Here is a 20,943-nt window from a genome sequence, read left to right on the forward strand (position 1 = left end):
TATTTAAATATTTAGGACAATTAACTCTTTTATTATTATTTTAAGGTAATCCAAAGAAAACGTCCAAGTATGAAGGTACCAACCGACCTTTCGTCTCTTACCGATACGCTGGAATCAGATATGGACCTCAGTGATCTGGGGATTACCAAACAATTTGCGCCCGGTGAAACTATTGTGGCCGAGGATGCGCCCGTGCGAAGTATTCCTATTGTTACAAAGGGAAGTATTAAGGTGTTGCAATCAGATGACACCTTTAAGGAAATGGTGCTTTACTATCTGCGTCCCGGTGAAACGTGCATTATGTCTTTTTTGGCAGGCTTATATCACGATACCAGCAAAGTGAAGGCGGTAGCCGAAGAGGAGTCGGAAGTACTGTTTATTCCGGTTGTTAAAATTCATAATCTCATTAAAGGGCATCCTGAATGGTTGAATTACATATTTCAGATTTATCACAAGCGTTTTGAGGAGTTGCTAGAAGTTGTGGATGCGGTAGCCTTCAAAAACATGGATGAACGGCTACTTCAGTTTTTAGAGAAGCGTTGTGAAGTCATGGAAACGGACACGCTTTCCATGACACACGACCAGTTGGCCCAAGAGTTGGGAACGGCACGCGAAGTCATATCACGTTTGTTAAAGAAAATGGAGGCTGAGGGCCTTGTAGAGCTGGGTAGAAATAAAATTAGGCTTATGTGACCTAAGTCACTGACATTGGTACTGCGGTGCTTTATTATAGTCTTCGAATGAGAAAAGAAGTGTAGTTATGATTAAAACTGTAAAAAGTAGATTGTTAACCAACTGGCATTTAACGCGATGGATTGCCCTTGCAGTTGGTTCGTTTTTTATCATACAGGCACTTCAATATCAAGATATGATATTGGGACTAGTGGGCGGGTTTTTCCTGTTCCAGGCCGTAACCAATACCGGTTGCCTTTGTGGAAGCTGTGCCGTCACCTCGTCGCCTTCTGCAGAACCGAACGACAGTAATATCAAACAAGTAGAATTTACACAAATCAACGGAATTGATATGCCTAGGACCAAACAAACGGAGACTTTTAACGATATTATTAACGCTGATAAACCAGTGCTGGTAGACTTTTACGCTGACTGGTGCGGTCCATGTAAGATGATGGGCCCCATCCTGAAAAAGCTCAAAAAGAAAATGGGCGATCAGATCAATATCATTAAAATAGATGCCGAAAAAAATGTTGATGCAGCTATTAAATATAATATAAGTGGTGTACCTACGCTTATATTATTTAAGGATGGAGAGATACTTTGGCAGAAGTCAGGTGTTATGCAAGCTCATCAGCTAGAATCAACCATCAATCAAAATCTTGGGATTTCATGAGCGAAGAACATACATATAATGTAAATTTATCCTGGAAAGAGAAACGAATAGGAACGATAGGTTCGCCAGAATTAAATGAAGAAATTGAAGTAGCTACACCGCCTGATTTTGATGGTGGCGAGGAGGATATTTGGTCGCCGGAACACCTATTTGTTTCTTCGGTAAGTAGTTGTTTTATGACCACTTTTATAGCTATAGCTGAGTATTCTAAGCTTGTTTTTGAAAATTTAGAGATAAATGCTACAGCCAAACTGGGAAAGGTAGATGGAAAATTTGAAGTGGCAGAAATTACACTAAAGCCTGAGTTGGTGATCAGCGAAAAGAAATTTACTGACAAAGCCCGTCGGATTATGGAAAAAGCCGAGCAGGCCTGTTTAATTACCCGGTCTATTAAGACAGAAATTATTTTTGAACCTAGAGTTTCTATTAATTAATGTTCTGCATTAGAATTTAACAAATCAAAATAAGAGGAATATCATTATGGATAACTTAAACGATATAGGCTTAGACAAAGCCAAATCAAAAGAGCTCGAAGAAAAGCTGAGCGAACTGCTGGCGAATTATTCTGTATTTTACCAGAATACGCGCGGCTATCACTGGAATATCAAAGGGGATGATTTTTTTGAACTGCATGTGAAGTTCGAAGAATTATATAACGATTTGCAGGTGAAGATCGATGAGGTGGCAGAGCGAATTCTCACTTTGGGATATACGCCCAGCCATCGTTATTCCAACTATATTGAAAAATCAGAAATTGCTGAAAGTAAGCAAATATCAGATGGGAAAGCAGCAGTTCGTGAAATTTTAGAAGCATTTAAAACTACCCTTCGGCTGCAGCGCGAAATTCTTGAACTTTCGGATGAAGCAGGAGACGAGGGGACTAATGCGCTGATGAGTGATTATATCCGCGAGCAGGAAAAAGATGTATGGATGTATTCCTCATATGTCGATACGAAGTAATACTTGTAACGGACAATCAACAAAATCGAACAGATTATGTCTTATCATTTTAGCAAAACATTGGATACTTCTTTTGAAGAAGCTATTGAGAAAACAACTGAAGCACTAAAAGAAGAAGGTTTTGGAGTGCTTACCGAAATTGACATCAAAGCAACGCTCAAGAAAAAGCTGGATGTGGATTTTAAGAAATACCAGATTCTTGGAGCATGTAATCCGCCGCTGGCGCACCAAGCACTAACGGCAGAGGACCACATCGGACTGATGCTGCCTTGCAACGTAATTGTACAGGAGCATGACGATGGTAATGTTGAAGTTTCGGCTGTGGATCCGGTTGCTTCTATGCAATCCGTCGAAAATGATGAGCTGGGCGGTGTGGCACAGGAAGTTCGAGGTCTGCTAAAAAAAGTAATCGAGTCGTTATAACAAATTAGCCGGTGGTCAGGCCATTTTGTAGACTACGGAGTTGATATTCATTCCGGCTCCCACGGAAGAAAGTACGATAATGTCATCTTTCTTAATTTGATGGTCTTCCATCTTATCTCTTAAGATAAGATCCAGCATCGTAGGTACTGTAGCTACAGAAGTATTGCCCAGCCATGAAATTGTCATGGGCATAATATTATCAGGGACTTTTTGGTCGTATAACTTGGCCAGTCGATCCAATATAGCTTGATCCATCTTAGCATTGGCTTGATGGATTAACACTTTATGGACATCCTCGAAAGGGATATCGGCCTTTTCCAAGCTGGTTTTAACAACTCCCGGGACCTTACTTAGGGCATATTGGTAAAGCTTGCGTCCATCCATCTTCATGTAAAGTGTATCGTCACGCTTGTCATTAAAAGAGGGTTCCATCTGCAGAAAAAAAGCCTCTTTTTCGGCATCGGTACGAGCGTCGTGGCTAAGAATGCCTACCGGCATATTATTTTGCTTAGCTTCTAATACAGTAGCTCCAGCGCCATCGGCGTAAATCATGCTATCGCGGTCATGGGGATCACAGATTCGAGATAGTGTTTCTGTTCCAATTACCAGACATTTGTTGGCATCGCCGCTGCGCAGGTAATAGTGGCTCTGGATGACGCCCTGCAGCCAGCCCGGACATCCGAATGGAAGATCATAGGCAATACAGCTGGGATTGGTAATACTAAGTTTTTGCTTGACTCTAGATGCCAGGCTGGGGACCATATCTACACTGGGATTGTCGGCGCGTAAGTCCCCAAAGTTATGAGCTACGATCAGATAATCTAACTCATTGGGATCGGTTCCAGCTGCTTCCAATGCCTTTTGGCCGGCTTTTGCTCCCATATCCGAAGCCATAACGTCGTCGGCTGCATATCGTCGCGATTTTATGCCGGTGATTTCAGCAAATTTTTCAATGATTTCTTCATTGCTTTTCTTATAAGATTCCCCATCAGGCTTTAGAAAACTCCGGTCTAAAAAATCAGAATTTGGCACATTATTGGGTGGGATATATGAACCAGTGCCGGTAATAACTGATTGAATGGATGTAGTCATATTATAATTTTTTTGGGAAAAAGATCATCAAAAAATCTATAGTAGTGTAAGTTGGTAACGCTATCACTATTTGCCGATAGTTATTGTGAGTAAGAATAACCTGATTAAAGGAACTTTATTTTAAATGTACAGTATAAAATAAGAATTTAAAATTATTAAGAGTATTTTGTCTCATAATAGATATGGTGCTAAACTTCTGCAGGGCAGGGGGCTATTTTATGATGCAGGATAAATAATAATGTCAGAAATTTATGTTTGAACTATTGGTTTTATGCTAATTAAGGCCATACAGACCAAGGGATACGAAGCAACATCAGGAAAATTCCCAGCCCGTAGAAAATAAGGATGCTTTTGTATCGGCTGATATCATTGGTTCCGTTCTTGGCTTTAGAGTAGCCAACGGTAATCAAAATGATGGCAATAATCATGGTGAGAGGGTGCTCCAACATATATAGGCGCGACATAGCATCGCCCATGGCTTCACCGGAGAAATTAGATATTCCTTTTGGTGAAATTATATAAAGTACAAGTCCAACAAGAAGCTGTAGATGGGTAATAATTAGTCCCACAAGTGAAACTTTGCGTACCCTTTCTGTGAAGGCCTTATCGTTAAAGTACTTAAATAGCACGTATCCAAAGATAATTGCTAGTGCGGCAAGTACCAGATAAGCCAGTCCTGAATGTAGGTGTTGTAGTCCTGTGTACATAAATAGTTGTTTTAGGATCTTTTTATTTAGAGATCACAGTATAAAAAACTCCGCCTGTAACGGAAACTTAAAACGGATTTTATTTTCCATTGAGCTCTTGCCTAGTAGGGTGATCTAGATATCCAGTCCACAACCCACATAATTTTTGCGCGTCTCTTGGAAAGCGGGTTAGTAGGAGCAATGTTTGGTATATATTCACTAAATTTTCAAATCCCAGAATTGTATCGGTGCTGTTTAATTTATTTTTCCGAACTTTGGCGACTAATAGTATTGTGGAAGGGGAGGGGACGGGTATTCTCTGTTATAATTGCAAAGAGTTCAAGTTCGGCTCATCGACTAGCTCTATTATCTCAAGAGCATCAGATAAATTGTTTTCTTTTTGTGGATGAATCGTATATTCCCGAAGGCATAGATTTATGCATTTCTTATTTTAACAAATCGGCTATAGCCCCAAGCAAAATTGACCCATTTCCTTTCTTACAGGAGAGAGAAAAAAGTGCAAAAAAATATTTGTATTAGACGTAGGATAGTCATAGTTTAAGATAAAATTGTCTTAAAACTTAAATTATAATGATCTTCTCCAAATCATGTGTGTATGGCCTACGGGCGATGATCTATCTCGCGTCGATATCGAGAGAAGATTATGTATCGATCAAAGGATTGAGTGAAAAGCTTGATATCTCATTCCATTTTTTAACGAAGATATTGCAGCAATTAACGGCGGCGGATCTCTTGGAGTCGATGAAAGGCCCCAAAGGCGGGGTGAGGCTGTCAAAGCCCGGTAGTGAAATTACGTTGAAAGAGGTTGTTGAAGCTATTGACGGCCCGGCAATTTTTACCGAGTGTGTCCTGGGGTTACCTGGTTGTGGTAGTGAAAAACCGTGTCCAATGCACGACATGTGGCAAAATACACGGGATGGAATTAATGAAGTATTTATGAGTACCAGTTTGAAGGATATGTCAAAGGAAGGGAAAAAGAAGGATTTACGAATTACACCTGACGGAAAATTTATTTGGGGTTGATGCTTATGTATTGCAGTGCTGCAAATTGTTACGAGAAATGCTTTGCAGCCATGCAATGGTAAAAAGAGACGCCCTTTGGTTACTTTTATCGCTGATATTGAAAACGCCGTCAAGACCTTTAAAATAAGTTTTTGATTGAAATAGACAACGAAGTGTAATTTGGCACGATAGTTGCAAATTCACTAATAAAAGATAAAATACTCTTAAAACTAAAAGCATAATGAATACTCAAATATCAAAAATTACTGGATTGATAGTATTAACAATGGCACTGCTAATAGGCTGTGGCAAGAGTTCGGATAGCGAAAAGGATAGCACGGATTCTGAGGAAGAAAAGCAGGAGCTTACCGATTTTGAAATGACAAATGGTATTGGTCCGGTTGACGAAGAAATTACGATTGAGGAAATCGATACCGAACTAGCCAAAGAAGGGATGCGAGTTTTTGATATGAAGTGCGGTGCTTGTCATAAGTTGGACAAGCGCTATGTAGGGCCTCCATTAGGGGGCGTTATGAATGCACGTACGCCGGCTTATGTCATGAATATGATTCTAAATCCGGAAGAAATGCTTAAAAAGCATCCTGTCGCTAAATCGGTCGGGTCTGAATACCCCACCCGAATGACGAATCAACAATTGACCAGAGAAAAAGCACGCGCTGTGGTAGAATATTTGGCACAAGAATCACAATAAACAATCACTAATACATAACAATCAAAAAAACACAATACTATGAATAAATTATTAAAAAAATCTTTGTTGTGGCCCCTTGCGGCAGTAGCAGCAATAGGTTTTCTATCTGTGGGTTGTAGCTCGAATGGGGAGTTTGGTTCCTCTTCTGACGCTGCAGAGAAAGTTTACGTAGCACCGGGAGAGCACGATGAATTTTACGGCTTCTTTTCCGGTGGTTACAATGGACAGCTTGGCGTATATGGATTGCCATCTGGCCGACATATCTACACCATTCCGGTCTTTTCACAAACTCCGACAAATGGCTATGGATATTCTGAAGAAACAAAATCCATGTTGCAGACTACCGACGGATTTGTACCGTGGGGCGATGCACACCACCCTGAACTTTCTCAAACAGATGGGGAAACGGATGGTCGCTGGGTATTTATGAATGAGAATAATACCCCACGTGTTGCTCGTGTTGGTTTGGATGAATTTAAAACACAAGAGATTATCGAGATCCCTAATTCAGCGGGTAATCACGCATCGTCTTTTGTGACTCCCAATACTGAGTACGTATCGGCAGCTACACGTTTTAGTATTCCCATGGACGAGAAAAATATGGAGAATATGGATGTGAGCATCGACAGCTATAAAGAGAATTTTAAAGGGACTATCTCTTTTATCAAGGTATCTGACAAAGGAAAGATGAATATTGATTTCCAAATTATGATGCCGGGCTTCAACTATGATCTTTCCCACGCAGGAAAAGGCCCTTCTCATGGCTGGTCGTTCTTTACTTCATATAACAGTGAAGAAGCAAATACGATGCTTGAGATCAACGCTTCAAGAAACGACAAGGATTATATTGCAGCTATTAACTGGGAGAAAGCAGCTGAGTATGCTAAGCAGGGTAAAGGTAAAATGATGCCCGGAAAGCACTATCGCAACTATATTGACCATGAAGAAGGCGGTGTTGCTAAAAGTGAAGTTATTGAAAAAGTGCGCGTACTTGATCCGCGGAAGCTGGAAGGTATCGTTTACTTTCTGCCTACGCCTAAATCCCCCCACGGTGTTGATGTAGATCCTACGGGACAATACATCGCAGCGGGTGGTAAACTTTCTACAGTTATACCGGTACACTCATTTGCCAAGATGGAAGAAGCTATCGAGAATAAAGATTTTGAAGGCAAAGAGCAGGGTATTCCGGTATTGAATTACGATTCCATTCTGCATGGTGAGGTCGAAAACCCAGGATTGGGACCACTCCACACCGAGTTCGACGGCAAGGGGTATGCTTATACAACGGCCTTTATCTCATCAGAAATAGTAAAATGGGATATAGAAACAGCCGAAGTTGTTGACCGTATCGACGTGTATTATTCTCCCGGCCACTTGATGATACCGGGCGGTGACAGTCAGAATCCCGACGGTAAATACTTGGTAGCACTAAACAAAATTACTAAGGATCGTTATCTGCCAACAGGACCAGAAATGTTCCACTCGGCACAACTGATTGATATCTCAGGCGATAAGATGAAGTTATTGCTGGACTTCCCTACAGAAGGTGAGCCACACTACGCACAGGCTATTACGGCTGATAAGGTGAAGGAGCGTCAGAAACGATTCTACGAAATCGATGACAATAACCATCCCCGAGCAACAAAAAGTGAGAAAGAAGCACGGGTAGAGCGTGATGGCAACGAGGTGCATGTATATATGACGACTATCCGAAGTCACTTTGCACCCGATAATATTGAAGGTATCAAAGTTGGTGACGAGGTGTATTTCCACGTCACAAATCTCGAGCAGGACTGGGATGTACCTCACGGTTTTGCTGTAAAAGGTGCAAATACCTCCGAGCTGCTCATTATGCCGGGCGAAACGTTGACATTGAAATGGGAGCCCAAAAAGCCAGGTGTTGTTCCGTTCTACTGCACCGACTTTTGTTCAGCTCTGCACCAAGAGATGCAGGGTTATGTACGGGTATCTCCAGAAAATTCAGATACACCAATCTCTTATGGCACAGGTGAATAAATGACCTCAATCCTTGGGGAGAGGAGGGTGAAGCCTCCTCTCTTCTTACCTTAATAGAACTTAAAAAGAAATACCAATATTATGGATACTAAAGAAAAAATTTGGATGGCCATTGCAGCACTAATGCTTATAGGAGTTTATTTTGTTCCCATTTGGAGTATCAGCATGGATGCGCCCCAATACCCAGAGGGAATTGGAATGAATATTACGGTAGATAATATCCAGGGCAAACAGAAAAACGATTTAAAAAATATTAATGGATTGAACCACTATATCGGGATGAAAGAAATTAATCCCAATTCAATACCCGAGCTCAAGGTTATGCCCTATATCTTTGGTTTCTTGATTATCAGTGGATTAGTTATTGCTGGAGTTGGTAATGAAAAATGGATTTTATTTTGGCTCGGAATATTTGTTTTGCTGGCTATTGCCGGTCTAGTAGACTTTTACATTTGGGGATACGATTATGGACATAATTTAGATTCCTCCGCCCCAATTGTAGTGCCAGGTATGACGTATCAGCCACCACTTATCGGTAGTAAGCAATTGCTAAATATTAATGCCACCTCACTGCCGCATATCGGATTTTATATTTCATTACTTTCAATGGGAATAGCCAGTACAGTATGGTGGAAGAGCAAAAAGGATTGACAAACAAAAAGGATACAACAATGTATTTATACAAATTATTAAAGATTATTGCTGTTATAGGACTGTTGCTGTTGGTTACGGCTTGCAGCCAAGAACCAGCAGAAATTCACTACGGTAATGATGAGTGTGCGCATTGTAAGATGATGATTACAGATGCTCAATTTGCATCACAGATTGTTACCGATAAGGGTAAGGTCCATAAGTTTGATGCCATAGAGTGTATGGCCATTTATTATCAAATGAATCAAGATGAGTTGGACGGCGCAAAGCTTTATGTGAGTAATTATGCTAAACCCGGAAACTGGTTAAACGCGAAGAAGACCCAATTTGTAAAAAGTGAAGTGGTCAACAGTCCTATGGGTGAATCCCTGATTGCTTTTCCCTCCCGAAAAGAAGCAGAGAAGCACATTAGTGATCGACCAGGAAAATTATTGAAGTGGGCAGAGGTGTCCCAAATTGAAATGTAGCAGTAAGGCTACAGATTGGTACTGAAAATTTAGAATAAGGATTGAGGCTATGAGATTATTTAAACTAACAATGTTATTGTTTGTTGGGTTATTGCTATCAGCCCAACAGGTTTGGGCGACTCAGATTACCGTTTCTAAGAACGGTGACATCACTTCTGTACAGGCCGGTATTGACCAAGCCCAACCGGGTGATACCGTTTTTGTTAAAGCAGGACGCTATGTTGAGTATAATATCCAAATAGATAAAAGAATCACGTTATTGGGAGAAGACAATGCTATCATTGACGGTGATGAGCAGGGTTTTGTCGTTGTTGTTAAAGCGGATAGTACCGTGATAAAAGATATTGAAGTTCATAACAGTAAAGCTGGTTTTATGGATGACTACGCTGGCATTGTTGTTGAGGAAGCCAATAACGTGCATATCGAGAATGTGAAGATGGTTAATAACTTTTTCGGGATCTACCTCGCAAAATCGGAGGGGACTATTGTGAAGGGAAATCATATTATTGCATCACGTCAGCGCGAAACCAATTCCGGAAATGGTATTCATCTTTGGTACACTAAAGATGTAGAAATTACTAATAACTATGTAAGTGGCCATCGCGACGGGCTTTATTTTGAGTTTGTGGAAGGGGCCTTTATTGCCGGTAACGAAAGCGAAAACAATATTCGCTACGGTATTCACTTTATGTATTCTGATAATTGTCGTTACGAACGCAATACTTTTCGTGATAATGGAGGAGGAGTTGCCGTAATGTATACTTCAAACGTAGAAATCGTAAATAATCACTTTGCTGATAATTGGGGGTCGTCGGCATACGGAATGCTGCTAAAAGAAATAAACAGAAGTATAGTGACTGGAAATACCTTTACCAATAATTCTGTAGGATTGTATATGGAGGCCTCCAGTCGAAACAAGGTGAAAGACAATGCATTTGAACAGAACGGCTGGGCTGTTAAATTGATGGCAAATTCTACGAACAATACGTTTACTGAAAATAATTTTATCGCTAACTCTTTTGAAGTTTCAACGAACAGTCGAATGAATTACAGTAATAATTTTGATCACAATTACTGGAGTCAGTATGAGGGGTATGATCTGGACCGCGATGGTGTAGGCGATGTTCCGCATCGCCCGGTGCGCCTGTTTTCGATTTTAGTAGAGAAACAACCGCAGTCGTTGTTATTGCTGCGGAGTCTGTTAATTGATCTTTTGGATGCCGCCGAAAAGTTTATGCCGGTCCTAACCCCGGAGACACTTATTGATTCTAAACCGCAAATGGAACCTGTATTATGATTTCAATACAACAACTACAAAAAGATTTTGGTGCCCGTACGGTCCTTGATGAGCTGGATTTAGAAATTCCGGCCGGACAGGCTACCGGTATCGTTGGTCCTAATGGATCGGGCAAAACGACAACAATTAAGGCACTATTAGGATTGGTAAAACCTACTTCTGGAGATATCTTAATTGATGGAAAATCAATCGAAGGAGAGTGGGAGTATCGCAATAAGATTGGTTATATGCCGCAGATTGCCCGGTATCCCGAAAATATGACGATTGGTGAACTCTTTCAGTTTATCAAAAATATGAGGAACAGTGATACCAATCGCGATCGGGAATTACTCGAATATTTTGAACTGGATAATGAAATTGACAAGCGAATGCGGGCCCTTTCCGGTGGGATGCGCCAAAAAGTGGGTGCTATTCTGGCGATGATGTTCGATCCCCAAATACTGATCTTTGATGAACCCACAGCGGGGTTGGATCCCAAGTCGAGCGTACAGTTCAAGAGGTTGGTGCACCGCGAAAAGGAAAAAGGAAAAACGGTGCTGTTAACATCACATATTATGAGTGAGATCGAAGAGCTGACCGATCATCTGATCTTTTTAGTGGAAGGGGATATTCGATACGACGGCCCGATGCATGAGCTCATGGAACGACAACAAGAACAGCGGCTTGAAGGCGCCGTGGCAAAAATGATGGAGGAAACAGCAGCATGAAAACACTAACGATTTTAAAATATCAATGGAAAGATCTGCTTCGCGGGAAATGGATTGTTGGCTATGGCCTCATCTATCTGCTCATTGCCGATGCAATGATTCGATTTGGTAATGCAGGGCCCAAAGCAATGCTCAGTATCTCGAATATTATGTTGCTTCTGATTCCACTCGTAGGGATGATATATGGCGCGCTGTACCTATATCAGGCGCGTGAATTTACCGAGTTATTGTTGGCGCAACCGATTGACCGCTCCTCGTTATTTTGGGGGTTATTTGGCGGATTGGCGATCCCGTTGGCGTTAGCATTCACAGTGGGGACAGCACTGCCTATGATTTATACCGGTATGATCCTTACAGCAAATCTGCAATCGATTTTGCTGATCTTGATGCTTGGTATCATCTTATCATTGTTATTTACAGGTATAGGTTTTTGGTTTGGTCTCAAGTTTTTCGAAGATCGCGTGAAAGGACTCGGTTTTGCACTTGTAAGCTGGCTCTTTTTAGCGGTGCTTTACGATGGACTAGTCCTCTTAGCAGTATTTGCTTTCGGGGATTATCCCATTGAAAAGCCGATGCTGGGCCTGGCTCTGGCAAATCCCATTGATTTGGCTCGGATAACTGTCTTACTTGAGTTTGATATTTCGGCCTTGATGGGATACACCGGGGCAGTTTTCAATCGCTTTTTTGGTAGTATGGTGGGGATCAGTGTGGCATTCAGTTGTCTGATGTTGTGGCTCGGTATTCCCTTATGGAGAAGTCAGCAACAGTTCGAAAAGAAAGATTTTTAATAACAGTAGAATACTGATAACACAGATATAACGAACTTTTGCAGCTAAAATTTACTGAGGGTCTACAGGTAATATTTTCTTAAACTGTGACTTTCCGTAAAATCTGTGGTATCTGCATGCTAAAAAAATAAATTATGGAAGATGTTAGCCTCGATCTGATCAAGAAATACAACGTTCAAGGACCGCGATATACTTCGTATCCCACGGCCGTACAGTTTCAGGAGGCCAACGAAGATGATGTAGCATCTTTGCATCAGTACCTAATTGATCGCAATGCCGAGCCTCACCCCGTATCGCTATACTTCCATGTCCCGTTTTGTTTTTCGCTTTGCTGGTACTGCGGCTGTACGAAAGTTATTACCAAAGATCAGGATCGCGGTAATCTTTACCTCGATTATCTTGAGAAAGAGATGGACCAGGTAACTGAGTTACTCCACCCTGATTCCGAAGTGGTACAAATTCATTTTGGCGGAGGCACGCCCACATTTTTAAAACCTGAACAGCTGCAGCGACTTGGTAAGGCGATTCACAGTCGATTTAATCTAACCGAGGAAACAGAGTTTGGCGTAGAGATAGATCCTCGAAAATGTACGCGAGAACATATTCAAACCCTGGCTGATATCGGCACTAACCGGGCCTCGCTGGGTGTGCAGGATACTAATGAAGAAGTTCAAGAAGCCATTCATCGCATTCAGCCGTTTGAGCAAACCAAACAGGTTACCAAGTGGCTGCGTGAAGCAGGAATCGATTCTATTAATTTTGATCTTATTTATGGTCTTCCGCTGCAGACGCTCAGCACTTTTCGCAAGACGATGGATGATGTACTTAGCCTACAACCCGATCGCCTAGCCGTATATAGCTACGCGCATATTCCAAGTATGATGCCGGCCCAGAAGCTCCTCAACGAAGAAGAAATGCCCACAACGAATGAAAAGCTGGCCATGTTACAGCTGAGTATTTCGCATCTGACTGATAATAGTTATCGCTTTATCGGGATGGATCACTTTTCGCGCGAAGATGAAGAACTTTCTCGAGCTATGGATGACGGTACTTTACAGCGCAACTTTCAAGGGTATAGTACATTGGCCGGCGCAGATCTCTACGCTTTTGGAATGTCAGGTATTTCGAATGTGGGTTCTTGGTATTGGCAGAACCAAAAAGATCTTGCTGAGTACTACGAACAACTGGATGAAGGGAAGGCTCCGGTTTTTAAAAGTTATACCCTTAGCAGAGATGATTTGATTCGGCAGGATGTTATTATGAGTATCATGTGCCGGATGGGTGTTGATTTTGATGAAATTGCTGAAAAATGGGAAATTAACTTCTCTTATTATTTTAGCGATGAGCTGGCTCGTTTGCAGGAACTCGAAAATGACGATCTGGTTATTAGAACGAATGATACTATTCGGATAACAGAACAGGGGCGACTCTTCTTGCGAAATATAGCTATGTGTTTTGATAAGTATCTGAACAACAAAAAGCAGCGGAAAAGTTTTTCGAAGACTGTTTAATATGAACTCACAACAAAAAAAATATATCCGAAGATGGTTTTGGTCTGGTGCAATACTCATTTTCTTGATGGTTGTTGTAGGAGGTATTACCCGACTTACCGACTCCGGGCTGTCAATGTCCGACTGGAACTTGATTATGGGCACGTTCCCACCGATGAATGAAGCCGAGTGGATGGCTGTATTTGGGCGTTATAAAGAGTTTCCACAGTACCAGCAGTTGAATATGGGTATGTCCCTTGCCGAGTTTAAAGAGATTTTCTTTTGGGAATATTTGCATCGTCTGCTGGGGAGAATGATCGGGTTTGTTTTTTTGATCCCCTTCGCCTTTTTCTGGATTCGTGGATATTTCAACGCTAAGACGTTGCGTCGTGCATGGATTTTATTTGGATTAGGAGCCCTACAGGGTGCCATGGGTTGGATCATGGTGAAGAGTGGCCTCGTTAACGTACCGTACGTGAGCCATTATCGATTGGCGGCCCATCTGATATTGGCTATGCTATTATTCAGCTTTTGTATTTGGTATGCTCTTGATCTTTATGAAAATGATCCGACTAAGAAAAGTTTAAATGTGCAATCGCTGCGTCGATGGTCAGTCGGACTCATAGTTCTTTTCATATTCCAGGTTATTTGGGGAGCTTTTACAGCCGGACTTGATGCCGGATATATTTACAATACGTTCCCCATGATGAACGGAGAATGGATACCCCAAAATGGGTGGAACCTTCAGCCGCTCATTGCCAACTTTGTAGAAAATCCGGGAACGGTGCAATGGACGCATCGTATCTTAGGCACTTTGCTGGGATTGGTCGCCCTTGGCCTTTGGTGGAAAAGTGACAATTCTGATGTAAGTAACTTGACGAAACAAAAAGCCCGAATATTACTGGGGATGATACTTACACAATATGTACTCGGCATTTTAACCATTATCACTAATGCAGAAATTCTGATTGCCGTAGTCCACCAGGCAGGTGCATTTTTAGTTTTATTTTTCTGGATTTGGTATTACCATGATCTGAAATCTAATTGGGCATCTGTCTAATATTATGCTTAATTTAAGATAAGATAGTATTAAATATTAAATAGGGTCGTAATTTTGAACTTAATGAATGTACAGATATGAATATTGCAGAAGAACGCACAGTTGGAGAAATTGTCAAAGATGACTACAGAGCTGCGCAGGTTTTCCAGCAATACAAACTGGATTTCTGTTGCGGAGGTAACCGTACCATAGAGGAAGCATGTGCGAAAAAGGGGATAGATCCTCAAGAGGTTTATCAGGCACTAGAACAGTTAGGTCAAGCCGGCTCTAAAAAAGATAATTATGATCAGTGGTCGCTGGATTTCTTGGTAGATTATATTGTAAATAATCATCATGGATTTAGCCGAAATAAACTGCCCGAGATTGGTAAGTATGCGAAAAAGGTAGCCAAAGTTCACGGAGACCGTCACGAAGAACTGCACGATATTTATCACGAATTTACTATGCTTCATGCCGACATTTTCAACCATCTTGACAAAGAAGAGCGTATCCTTTTTCCCTATATCAAAGAATTAGTAGAAGCAGAGGAAAATGGGACGAAGCCGGATAAGCCGGACTTTGAAGAAGCTGCCAACCCCATTGCAATGATGGAGGATGAGCATGATGAAGCCGGCTCATCGATGGAAAAGATTCGAAAGCTGAGTAATGACTTTACTCCGCCTGAGGATGCCTGTACGACCTATCGTTTGTTATTTGAAAATTTGGAAGCTTTCGAAAAGGATTTGCATAAGCATGTGCATCTGGAAAACAATATCCTTTTTCCTAAGGCAATCGAGCTTGAACAACAATTGAACTAAATCCAATTAATATTTTTTACGCAATTCGTCTCATTATTCCATAGTAGATATATCGTAATTGCGCGGTAATCTTAAATATAAGAACAGTCAATCATGTCCCAATCCCCACACAAGTTTTCAATTCCTGTAATGGGAACTGGTCACTCTATTGATTCGCCTATAAGAGTAGGCCCATACGGTATCAACTCGGTAATTTCTATTGTAGATGATCTGCTGGTCGAAAAAATCCGCAAGTATTACTGTGAAAAGTACGATTTTGAATATAGTAATATTGGACGCACTGCCGAGGATGGTCGTGCTCGGCGTATTACTGCTTATTTGGATACGGTGCAAGAAATTGTCCAAAAGAAATTCTCGGCGATTAAAAATCAGCCTTTTTTTGAGAATAATGACAAGGCAAAATATTTTGAAATGCTTCCAGACGGAAGTGCTATAAAGGAGAAATATAATCAGCTGGTAAATACTGAAAAGGGCAGCCTGCGTGATCGATTGTCTTGCGAGCTTTCTCGCATGATGAAACCCGGATCCATCGATGTAAATATTATGGCTAAGGTTGATAAGCTGAGTTATACCCAAGATGGCGTTCCTATGAGTAAGGAGTTCAGTGATGCTAGTGCAGCACTCCGCGGTTATGCCAAGAGCAAGGTGTCATCGAGTGTAATTTTATCAGCCGGATTTAACCCACGTCTCTATAACTACATTACGGAATTCAAGGATTTTTACCGGGATGCGACCGGAGAAATTAAGAAGAACATTATCCTTAAAGTCAGTGATTTCCGTTCGGCTCTCATTCAGGGTAAATACCTGGCGAAAAAGGGACTCGAAGTTTTTGAATATCGTATCGAATCCGGATTAAATTGCGGGGGACATGCATTCCCCTCCGATGGACACTTGATGCCGAGTCTGCTCCGGGAATTTCGCGAAAAGCGTGATCAGCTGACCAAAGCTGTACAACCACTTATTAAAAAATATTACAAAAAAAATGCCGATGGCTTTTCAGATAACTGGGAAATTACCGAGCCGCGTCTTACAGTTCAGGGTGGTATCGGAGTAAGCGGTGAGGCAGATCGTTTGTTGAATGACTTCGAGATGGATGCTACCGGATGGGGTAGTCCGTTTTTGTTGGTGCCTGAAGCTACGACCGTGGATAAGCCAACACGTCAATTATTAGAAGATGCCGGCGAAAAAGAGTTGTATCTCAGCGGTGTATCTCCGTTGGGCGTCCCATTTAATAATGTAAAGGAAACAGGATCCCAAAAATGGCATCAAGAACGCATCGAAAAAGATAAGCCGGGATCGCCCTGTCCAAAAGGGTTTCTGAAGTCCAATACGGAATTTACTGAGCAGCCTATCTGTACGGCTTCTACCCAATATCAGTTATTGAAGCTTGATGAAATTGCAGAAAGCGAGATGTCTGAGGATAAAAAAGAGAAAAAGCGAGAGAAAGTACTTAACAAAGCATGCCTGTGTGATCACTTGGGTAACGGAGTACTTATCAATCTTGGAATTCTTGCTGAACATCGTGCTCCACAGGCAATCTGTCCCGGACCGAATATTGCCTATTATGATGGGGAATATACGCTTCGAGAGATGGTTGATCATATTTACGGATGCAGCGAATCGATTGCAGATGAAGATCGCCCCCACATGTTCGCGAAGGAGGTGACGATGTATGTAGATTATGTGGAAGAGCTGGCCGAGCAGTTGGATGGAGAATCAGGCTTAAAAAAATTGCAAAAGTTCCAAAAGAACCTAGAGCAGGGGATGGACTATTGTTTAGAAATTGCTGACTCTGAGCCTTATCAGGATGAAAATTTGTCCTCAATTTCTTTTACTGTATCTAAGCAGAAAAAGCGTCTGCAGTCTATTGTGGACAGTTATGAAGAACGAATTTTAGTTGAAGCATAAATTAGAGATTAAAATTTAGAACGAGGAATAATAATGGCAGATAATAGAGATAGGTCTTGGGCTGAACCGTATAAAATTAAGATGGTGGAGCCGGTTCAAATGATCAGCCGTGAGGAGCGCGAAAGAGCAATTGAGGAAGCCGGATATAACACATTCTTGTTACGATCACGTGATGTATATATTGATTTGTTAACCGACAGTGGCACTTCGGCTATGAGTGATCGCCAGTGGGCTGGGATGATGATGGGTGATGAAGCTTATGCCGGCAGCGAGAACTTCTATCATCTCGAGGAAGCCATTCAAAAGTATTATGGATACGAGCATATAGTCCCTACGCACCAGGGACGTGGAGCCGAGCATATGATTTCTCAGCTTATGATTGATGAAGGCGATTTTGTGCCCGGCAATATGTATTTCACCACAACTAAGCTGCACCAAGAGTTGGCTGGTGGTACATTCGTGGATGTCATCATTGATGAGGCACACGATCCTGAAAACGAACATCCCTTCAAGGCCAATGTGGATCTTAACAAACTCGAAGATCTCATTAAAGAAAAAGGGGCGGAAAAAATTCCGTATGTGTCCATTGCAACTTCAGTGAATATGGCCGGTGGTCAGCCTATCTCGATGGACAATCTTAAAAAGGTACGGGAGCTAACGAATAAGTATGATATCCCGATTATTCATGATATGACGCGCGTAGCTGAAAATGCATACTTTATTAAGCAGCGTGAAGAGGGCTATGAAGATACTCCGGTCAAGGAGATTGTGCGTGAAATTTGTTCGCTTACTGATGGTGCTACGATGAGTGCCAAGAAGGATGCACTGGTGAATATCGGAGGATTTTTAGCACTTGACGATGAAGAGCTTTTCAAAAAAGCGCAGAATATGGTCGTAGTCTATGAAGGGCTGCATACCTATGGTGGAATGGCTGGACGTGATATGGAAGCGCTGGCGATTGGAATTACGGAGTCGGTGGATGAGGATCATATTCGTGCCCGCGTTGGACAGGTGCAGTATTTGGGCGAAAAGCTGATCGATATGGGCGTGCCGGTTGTGCGACCGATTGGAAGTCATGGTGTGTTTTTGAATGCGAAGAAGATTCTTCCGCACTTGAGTCAGGATGAACTACCGGCTCAAACACTGGCTGCCGAGCTGTATCTTGATGCTGGTATCCGCAGTATGGAGCGCGGTGTTGTTTCGGCTGGACGTAATCCTGAAACTGGCGAACATAATTATCCTGATCTCGAGTTGGTACGGCTAACAATCCCACGGCGCGTATATACGCAGGCGCATATGGATGTGGTGGCCGAATCGGTTGAGGCGGTTTACCAGCAACGGGAAGATATTACGGGTCTTGCCTTTGATTATGAGCCGGAGTATCTGCGGTTTTTCCAGTCGCGATTTAAGAAGCGATAAATATTGTTGGTTTACGAATTAATGGCCGTAATCACCAATCTTGTTCCGTACTTCTGGTGCAGAACAAGATTGGTTCATTAATTTAGCCATCATTTTTATTTCCTATTCCATGGTATTTAGGATCGTTTACCTTTATCTCGTTTTGTAGCCATAATTATTTTTCTCGGGGAGTGATAATAGCATTATAAAGATTTTAATTCTTCCTGCGTTTTTTTGGGCAGTTTCGCAACTACCAACTGGTACGAATCCGAAATCCACTGTTTTAGCAAGTCTTCAGGCACCGAATGATCCATCTTAATACTATTCCAGTGTTTTTTATTCATATGATAACCGGGAATAACAAAAGGATATTTTTCCCGGAGATTAATTGCTTTTACCGGATCACATTTTACATTGACTAGCTCAAAGCTGTCAACATCGGTTATACTAAATATTTTGCCTTTAATTTTAAAGACTAGAGTGTCCTCGTCAAAGGGAAAGCCTTCTTCAGCACCGGGAAAAGACAGACAGTATTTTCTATATTCTATAATATTCATCATCCTGTTAACCATCTGAAAATGTCAGGATAAAGTTATTGGGATCCTGGATTGCAAACTCCTTAGTTCCGTAAAAGGTTTCGTGTATGTCCTTGATTAGATTAACTTTATCCTTTATTCCCTGGTATAAATCCTCAAGGTCTTCCACTTTAATGAAAAATGTCAATGCTCCACCTCCTTTTTGGTTTTTGAGATCGGGATATTCATCCCTAATGGATTCTTTCTTTTGGAACATAAGCGAAACACCATCTCTTTGTACTAATGCCCATTCTAAATTCCCTTCTTCCGGAACCGTTTGGAGGAGTTCAAAATCAAGTATATCTGTATAAAATTTGGTTGTTTTATTTACGTCTTCAACCATCAAATTGGGACTCAGTGATTGCAACTTCATAATAAATAATAGGAATTGTCTTTATGTCGGTTTCTTTCTCCTTAAATTAACTAATTTGATAAAATGAAGCTTTGTAAAAAAACGACATCATCATATTTCAGAAGGTAAAAATCCAGCCATTTTTTTGAAATCCTTGGTCAGATGGGCATGATCATAGTATCCATTATCAAAGGCAATATTGAGCAGGTTTTCTTGAGGCTTTAACTCTATTAGTGATTTTGTATAGAGAAATCGAACAATACGAGCATAACTTTTCATATTTACGCCGATGGTCGATCGGAAGCGTCGCTCCAGCTGTCGCTTGCTAATGCCAAAGTTATTGGTCAAATCCTTAACCGTAATATTTCCCTTACGATCTCTGATATATTGAGTCAAGGCGATGGCAATAGGATCAACGCTGTCATCAGACTTACTTTTCATCCTGAAAATCACTTGATCCAATGCTGAGGAGAGCTGTTTCTGTGATTTAAGGCCGACCATTCTTTCCCACGTTGCGTCAGTTAAACCGGGGCATATATTTCCGGCACCAATATTTGTATCCTTCAATTTATGAAGAGGAACGGAGGTAAGCGGACTCATGGCCCCAGTTTTAAAGCGAACCCCCACAAGTCTGGTATTAGGAGTTACACAAACTTTTTGGTATTTGGTCATTATACCCACTGCTGATATGCTCTTTTCGGGTAACCCTGCTTGTTCTTCCACAGCTGAGACAGTACTCCCAAAATTAAATATTAGATCTGTACATCCATCAGGTAGAATACGCAGCGACTGTTCGCTGTCGGTATCAGATATCCAATAACAGTCAACTATATTTTGTAGTGCTTTATCAGGCACCAGCTCTTGGTAACTGCTCATCAGTTTTAAGAGTTGCTTATTGTTTCTTCAAGAGTTGAAAGAACTTTTAATGGGAGAGACAGAAGTAGCCTAGGTTTCTATGTTTCTCAGCCCTTAAATAGATTAGTTTATTAAACCTTTCTTCAAAATAAAAACAATGTTTAAACAAGCTATTCTATCTGAATATTATAATTTTAAGCACAAAAAAGTAATATATGATATGACTTTTTAATTCATTCTAATTTAAAAAGCTATTGATAAAAGGTTAATATTTATAGGTTACTTATTATTACTTATAGATTGGTTGCTTGTTAATGAGTAAATAGCAGAAAGACTTG

Annotated in this window: 23 protein-coding genes; 18 read left to right on the top strand and 5 right to left on the bottom strand. The window is 41.3% G+C overall.

Going from position 1 to position 20,943, the window contains the following annotated elements; translation table 11 throughout:
- The first annotated feature begins 69 nt into the window (after positions 1-69).
- The 5 genes from LX73_RS00345 (at position 70) to LX73_RS00365 (ending at position 2,731) form a co-directional block, all read left to right on the top strand.
- Positions 70-693 carry a Crp/Fnr family transcriptional regulator gene (locus LX73_RS00345; protein WP_148897480.1) on the top strand — a complete coding sequence of 208 codons (624 nt, stop codon included), beginning with the start codon at positions 70-72 and terminating at the stop codon, positions 691-693.
- A gap of 67 nt (positions 694-760) precedes the next feature.
- Positions 761-1,348 carry a thioredoxin gene (gene trxA / locus LX73_RS13095; protein ID WP_246138137.1) on the top strand — a complete coding sequence of 196 codons (588 nt, stop codon included), beginning with the start codon at positions 761-763 and terminating at the stop codon, positions 1,346-1,348.
- Positions 1,345-1,782: an OsmC family protein gene (locus LX73_RS00355; RefSeq protein WP_148897481.1), complete on the top strand. Its 438-nt coding sequence runs from the start codon at positions 1,345-1,347 to the stop codon at positions 1,780-1,782. The genes trxA and LX73_RS00355 overlap by 4 nt, the downstream gene beginning before the upstream one ends.
- Before the next feature lie 46 nt (positions 1,783-1,828).
- Positions 1,829-2,308, top strand: coding sequence for a Dps family protein (locus LX73_RS00360; RefSeq protein ID WP_148897482.1), 480 nt, complete (start codon positions 1,829-1,831; stop codon positions 2,306-2,308).
- A 36-nt stretch (positions 2,309-2,344) separates the two neighbouring features.
- Positions 2,345-2,731 carry a DUF302 domain-containing protein gene (locus LX73_RS00365; protein ID WP_148897483.1) on the top strand — a complete coding sequence of 129 codons (387 nt, stop codon included), beginning with the start codon at positions 2,345-2,347 and terminating at the stop codon, positions 2,729-2,731.
- A gap of 15 nt (positions 2,732-2,746) precedes the next feature.
- On the opposite strand, the gene LX73_RS00370 is transcribed toward LX73_RS00365, so the two are convergent.
- Positions 2,747-3,823 carry a 3-oxoacyl-ACP synthase III family protein gene (locus LX73_RS00370; protein WP_148897484.1) on the bottom strand — a complete coding sequence of 359 codons (1,077 nt, stop codon included), beginning with the start codon at positions 3,821-3,823 and terminating at the stop codon, positions 2,747-2,749.
- Between the two features lie 278 nt (positions 3,824-4,101).
- Positions 4,102-4,530 carry a hypothetical protein gene (locus LX73_RS00375; protein ID WP_148897485.1) on the bottom strand — a complete coding sequence of 143 codons (429 nt, stop codon included), beginning with the start codon at positions 4,528-4,530 and terminating at the stop codon, positions 4,102-4,104.
- 570 nt (positions 4,531-5,100) lie between these two features.
- On the opposite strand from LX73_RS00375, the gene LX73_RS00380 reads away from it, so the two are divergent.
- The 13 genes from LX73_RS00380 to LX73_RS00440 all read left to right on the top strand — a co-directional run bounded on the left by LX73_RS00380 (position 5,101) and on the right by LX73_RS00440 (position 18,844).
- On the top strand, positions 5,101-5,553 hold the full coding sequence (locus tag LX73_RS00380; protein WP_211359331.1) for an RrF2 family transcriptional regulator: 453 nt from the start codon (positions 5,101-5,103) through the stop codon (positions 5,551-5,553).
- Positions 5,554-5,773: 220 nt separating this feature from the next.
- Entirely contained in the window at positions 5,774-6,244 is a 471-nt protein-coding gene (locus LX73_RS00385; protein ID WP_148897486.1) for a c-type cytochrome, read from the top strand.
- Between the two features lie 39 nt (positions 6,245-6,283).
- Complete coding sequence (nosZ, locus tag LX73_RS00390) at positions 6,284-8,260, top strand: Sec-dependent nitrous-oxide reductase (protein WP_148897487.1); 1,977 nt, start codon at positions 6,284-6,286, stop codon at positions 8,258-8,260.
- Positions 8,261-8,341: 81 nt separating this feature from the next.
- On the top strand, positions 8,342-8,911 hold the full coding sequence (locus LX73_RS00395; protein WP_148897488.1) for a hypothetical protein: 570 nt from the start codon (positions 8,342-8,344) through the stop codon (positions 8,909-8,911).
- Positions 8,887-9,378 (top strand): nitrous oxide reductase accessory protein NosL, encoded by a 492-nt coding sequence (locus LX73_RS00400; RefSeq protein WP_148897489.1) that lies wholly within the window; start codon positions 8,887-8,889, stop codon positions 9,376-9,378. The genes LX73_RS00395 and LX73_RS00400 overlap by 25 nt, the downstream gene beginning before the upstream one ends.
- Positions 9,379-9,427: 49 nt before the next feature.
- Positions 9,428-10,675, top strand: coding sequence for a nitrous oxide reductase family maturation protein NosD (nosD, locus tag LX73_RS00405; RefSeq protein WP_148897490.1), 1,248 nt, complete (start codon positions 9,428-9,430; stop codon positions 10,673-10,675).
- On the top strand, positions 10,672-11,382 hold the full coding sequence (locus tag LX73_RS00410; RefSeq protein WP_148897491.1) for an ABC transporter ATP-binding protein: 711 nt from the start codon (positions 10,672-10,674) through the stop codon (positions 11,380-11,382). The genes nosD and LX73_RS00410 overlap by 4 nt, the downstream gene beginning before the upstream one ends.
- Entirely contained in the window at positions 11,379-12,170 is a 792-nt protein-coding gene (locus LX73_RS00415) for an ABC transporter permease subunit (protein WP_148897492.1), read from the top strand. The genes LX73_RS00410 and LX73_RS00415 overlap by 4 nt, the downstream gene beginning before the upstream one ends.
- Before the next feature lie 134 nt (positions 12,171-12,304).
- Positions 12,305-13,681 carry an oxygen-independent coproporphyrinogen III oxidase gene (gene hemN, locus LX73_RS00420; RefSeq protein WP_148897493.1) on the top strand — a complete coding sequence of 459 codons (1,377 nt, stop codon included), beginning with the start codon at positions 12,305-12,307 and terminating at the stop codon, positions 13,679-13,681.
- 1 nt (position 13,682) lies between these two features.
- Complete coding sequence (locus LX73_RS00425) at positions 13,683-14,720, top strand: COX15/CtaA family protein (protein WP_148897494.1); 1,038 nt, start codon at positions 13,683-13,685, stop codon at positions 14,718-14,720.
- A gap of 77 nt (positions 14,721-14,797) precedes the next feature.
- The gene (ric, locus tag LX73_RS00430) at positions 14,798-15,517 is read left to right on the top strand and encodes an iron-sulfur cluster repair di-iron protein (protein WP_148897495.1); all 720 of its coding nucleotides are present in this window, start codon (positions 14,798-14,800) and stop codon (positions 15,515-15,517) included.
- A gap of 93 nt (positions 15,518-15,610) precedes the next feature.
- The gene (locus LX73_RS00435; RefSeq protein WP_148897496.1) at positions 15,611-17,425 is read left to right on the top strand and encodes a hypothetical protein; all 1,815 of its coding nucleotides are present in this window, start codon (positions 15,611-15,613) and stop codon (positions 17,423-17,425) included.
- 33 nt (positions 17,426-17,458) lie between these two features.
- Positions 17,459-18,844, top strand: coding sequence for a tyrosine phenol-lyase (locus LX73_RS00440; RefSeq protein WP_148897497.1), 1,386 nt, complete (start codon positions 17,459-17,461; stop codon positions 18,842-18,844).
- A 182-nt stretch (positions 18,845-19,026) separates the two neighbouring features.
- Here LX73_RS00440 and LX73_RS00445 read toward each other — a convergent pair whose 3' ends face one another.
- The 3 genes from LX73_RS00445 to LX73_RS00455 all read right to left on the bottom strand — a co-directional run bounded on the left by LX73_RS00445 (position 19,027) and on the right by LX73_RS00455 (position 20,626).
- Positions 19,027-19,380, bottom strand: coding sequence for an MmcQ/YjbR family DNA-binding protein (locus LX73_RS00445; protein WP_148898336.1), 354 nt, complete (start codon positions 19,378-19,380; stop codon positions 19,027-19,029).
- A 7-nt stretch (positions 19,381-19,387) separates the two neighbouring features.
- Positions 19,388-19,771 (bottom strand): VOC family protein, encoded by a 384-nt coding sequence (locus tag LX73_RS00450; RefSeq protein WP_148897498.1) that lies wholly within the window; start codon positions 19,769-19,771, stop codon positions 19,388-19,390.
- A 90-nt stretch (positions 19,772-19,861) separates the two neighbouring features.
- Positions 19,862-20,626, bottom strand: coding sequence for a helix-turn-helix transcriptional regulator (locus LX73_RS00455; protein WP_148897499.1), 765 nt, complete (start codon positions 20,624-20,626; stop codon positions 19,862-19,864).
- Positions 20,627-20,943 lie beyond the last annotated feature (317 nt).

This window comes from Fodinibius salinus (genome assembly GCF_008124865.1).
Taxonomy (GTDB): Bacteria; Bacteroidota; Rhodothermia; order Balneolales; family Balneolaceae; genus Fodinibius; species Fodinibius salinus.

Coding starts and splice junctions, on each gene's coding strand:
- LX73_RS00345 (WP_148897480.1), top strand. CDS start 70: ATGAAGGTACCAACCGACCTTTCGTCTCTTACCGATACGCTGGAATCA.
- trxA (WP_246138137.1), top strand. CDS start 761: ATGATTAAAACTGTAAAAAGTAGATTGTTAACCAACTGGCATTTAACG.
- LX73_RS00355 (WP_148897481.1), top strand. CDS start 1,345: ATGAGCGAAGAACATACATATAATGTAAATTTATCCTGGAAAGAGAAA.
- LX73_RS00360 (WP_148897482.1), top strand. CDS start 1,829: ATGGATAACTTAAACGATATAGGCTTAGACAAAGCCAAATCAAAAGAG.
- LX73_RS00365 (WP_148897483.1), top strand. CDS start 2,345: ATGTCTTATCATTTTAGCAAAACATTGGATACTTCTTTTGAAGAAGCT.
- LX73_RS00370 (WP_148897484.1), bottom strand. CDS start 3,823: ATGACTACATCCATTCAATCAGTTATTACCGGCACTGGTTCATATATC.
- LX73_RS00375 (WP_148897485.1), bottom strand. CDS start 4,530: ATGTACACAGGACTACAACACCTACATTCAGGACTGGCTTATCTGGTA.
- LX73_RS00380 (WP_211359331.1), top strand. CDS start 5,101: ATGATCTTCTCCAAATCATGTGTGTATGGCCTACGGGCGATGATCTAT.
- LX73_RS00385 (WP_148897486.1), top strand. CDS start 5,774: ATGAATACTCAAATATCAAAAATTACTGGATTGATAGTATTAACAATG.
- nosZ (WP_148897487.1), top strand. CDS start 6,284: ATGAATAAATTATTAAAAAAATCTTTGTTGTGGCCCCTTGCGGCAGTA.
- LX73_RS00395 (WP_148897488.1), top strand. CDS start 8,342: ATGGATACTAAAGAAAAAATTTGGATGGCCATTGCAGCACTAATGCTT.
- LX73_RS00400 (WP_148897489.1), top strand. CDS start 8,887: ATGGTGGAAGAGCAAAAAGGATTGACAAACAAAAAGGATACAACAATG.
- nosD (WP_148897490.1), top strand. CDS start 9,428: ATGAGATTATTTAAACTAACAATGTTATTGTTTGTTGGGTTATTGCTA.
- LX73_RS00410 (WP_148897491.1), top strand. CDS start 10,672: ATGATTTCAATACAACAACTACAAAAAGATTTTGGTGCCCGTACGGTC.
- LX73_RS00415 (WP_148897492.1), top strand. CDS start 11,379: ATGAAAACACTAACGATTTTAAAATATCAATGGAAAGATCTGCTTCGC.
- hemN (WP_148897493.1), top strand. CDS start 12,305: ATGGAAGATGTTAGCCTCGATCTGATCAAGAAATACAACGTTCAAGGA.
- LX73_RS00425 (WP_148897494.1), top strand. CDS start 13,683: ATGAACTCACAACAAAAAAAATATATCCGAAGATGGTTTTGGTCTGGT.
- ric (WP_148897495.1), top strand. CDS start 14,798: ATGAATATTGCAGAAGAACGCACAGTTGGAGAAATTGTCAAAGATGAC.
- LX73_RS00435 (WP_148897496.1), top strand. CDS start 15,611: ATGTCCCAATCCCCACACAAGTTTTCAATTCCTGTAATGGGAACTGGT.
- LX73_RS00440 (WP_148897497.1), top strand. CDS start 17,459: ATGGCAGATAATAGAGATAGGTCTTGGGCTGAACCGTATAAAATTAAG.
- LX73_RS00445 (WP_148898336.1), bottom strand. CDS start 19,380: ATGAATATTATAGAATATAGAAAATACTGTCTGTCTTTTCCCGGTGCT.
- LX73_RS00450 (WP_148897498.1), bottom strand. CDS start 19,771: ATGAAGTTGCAATCACTGAGTCCCAATTTGATGGTTGAAGACGTAAAT.
- LX73_RS00455 (WP_148897499.1), bottom strand. CDS start 20,626: ATGAGCAGTTACCAAGAGCTGGTGCCTGATAAAGCACTACAAAATATA.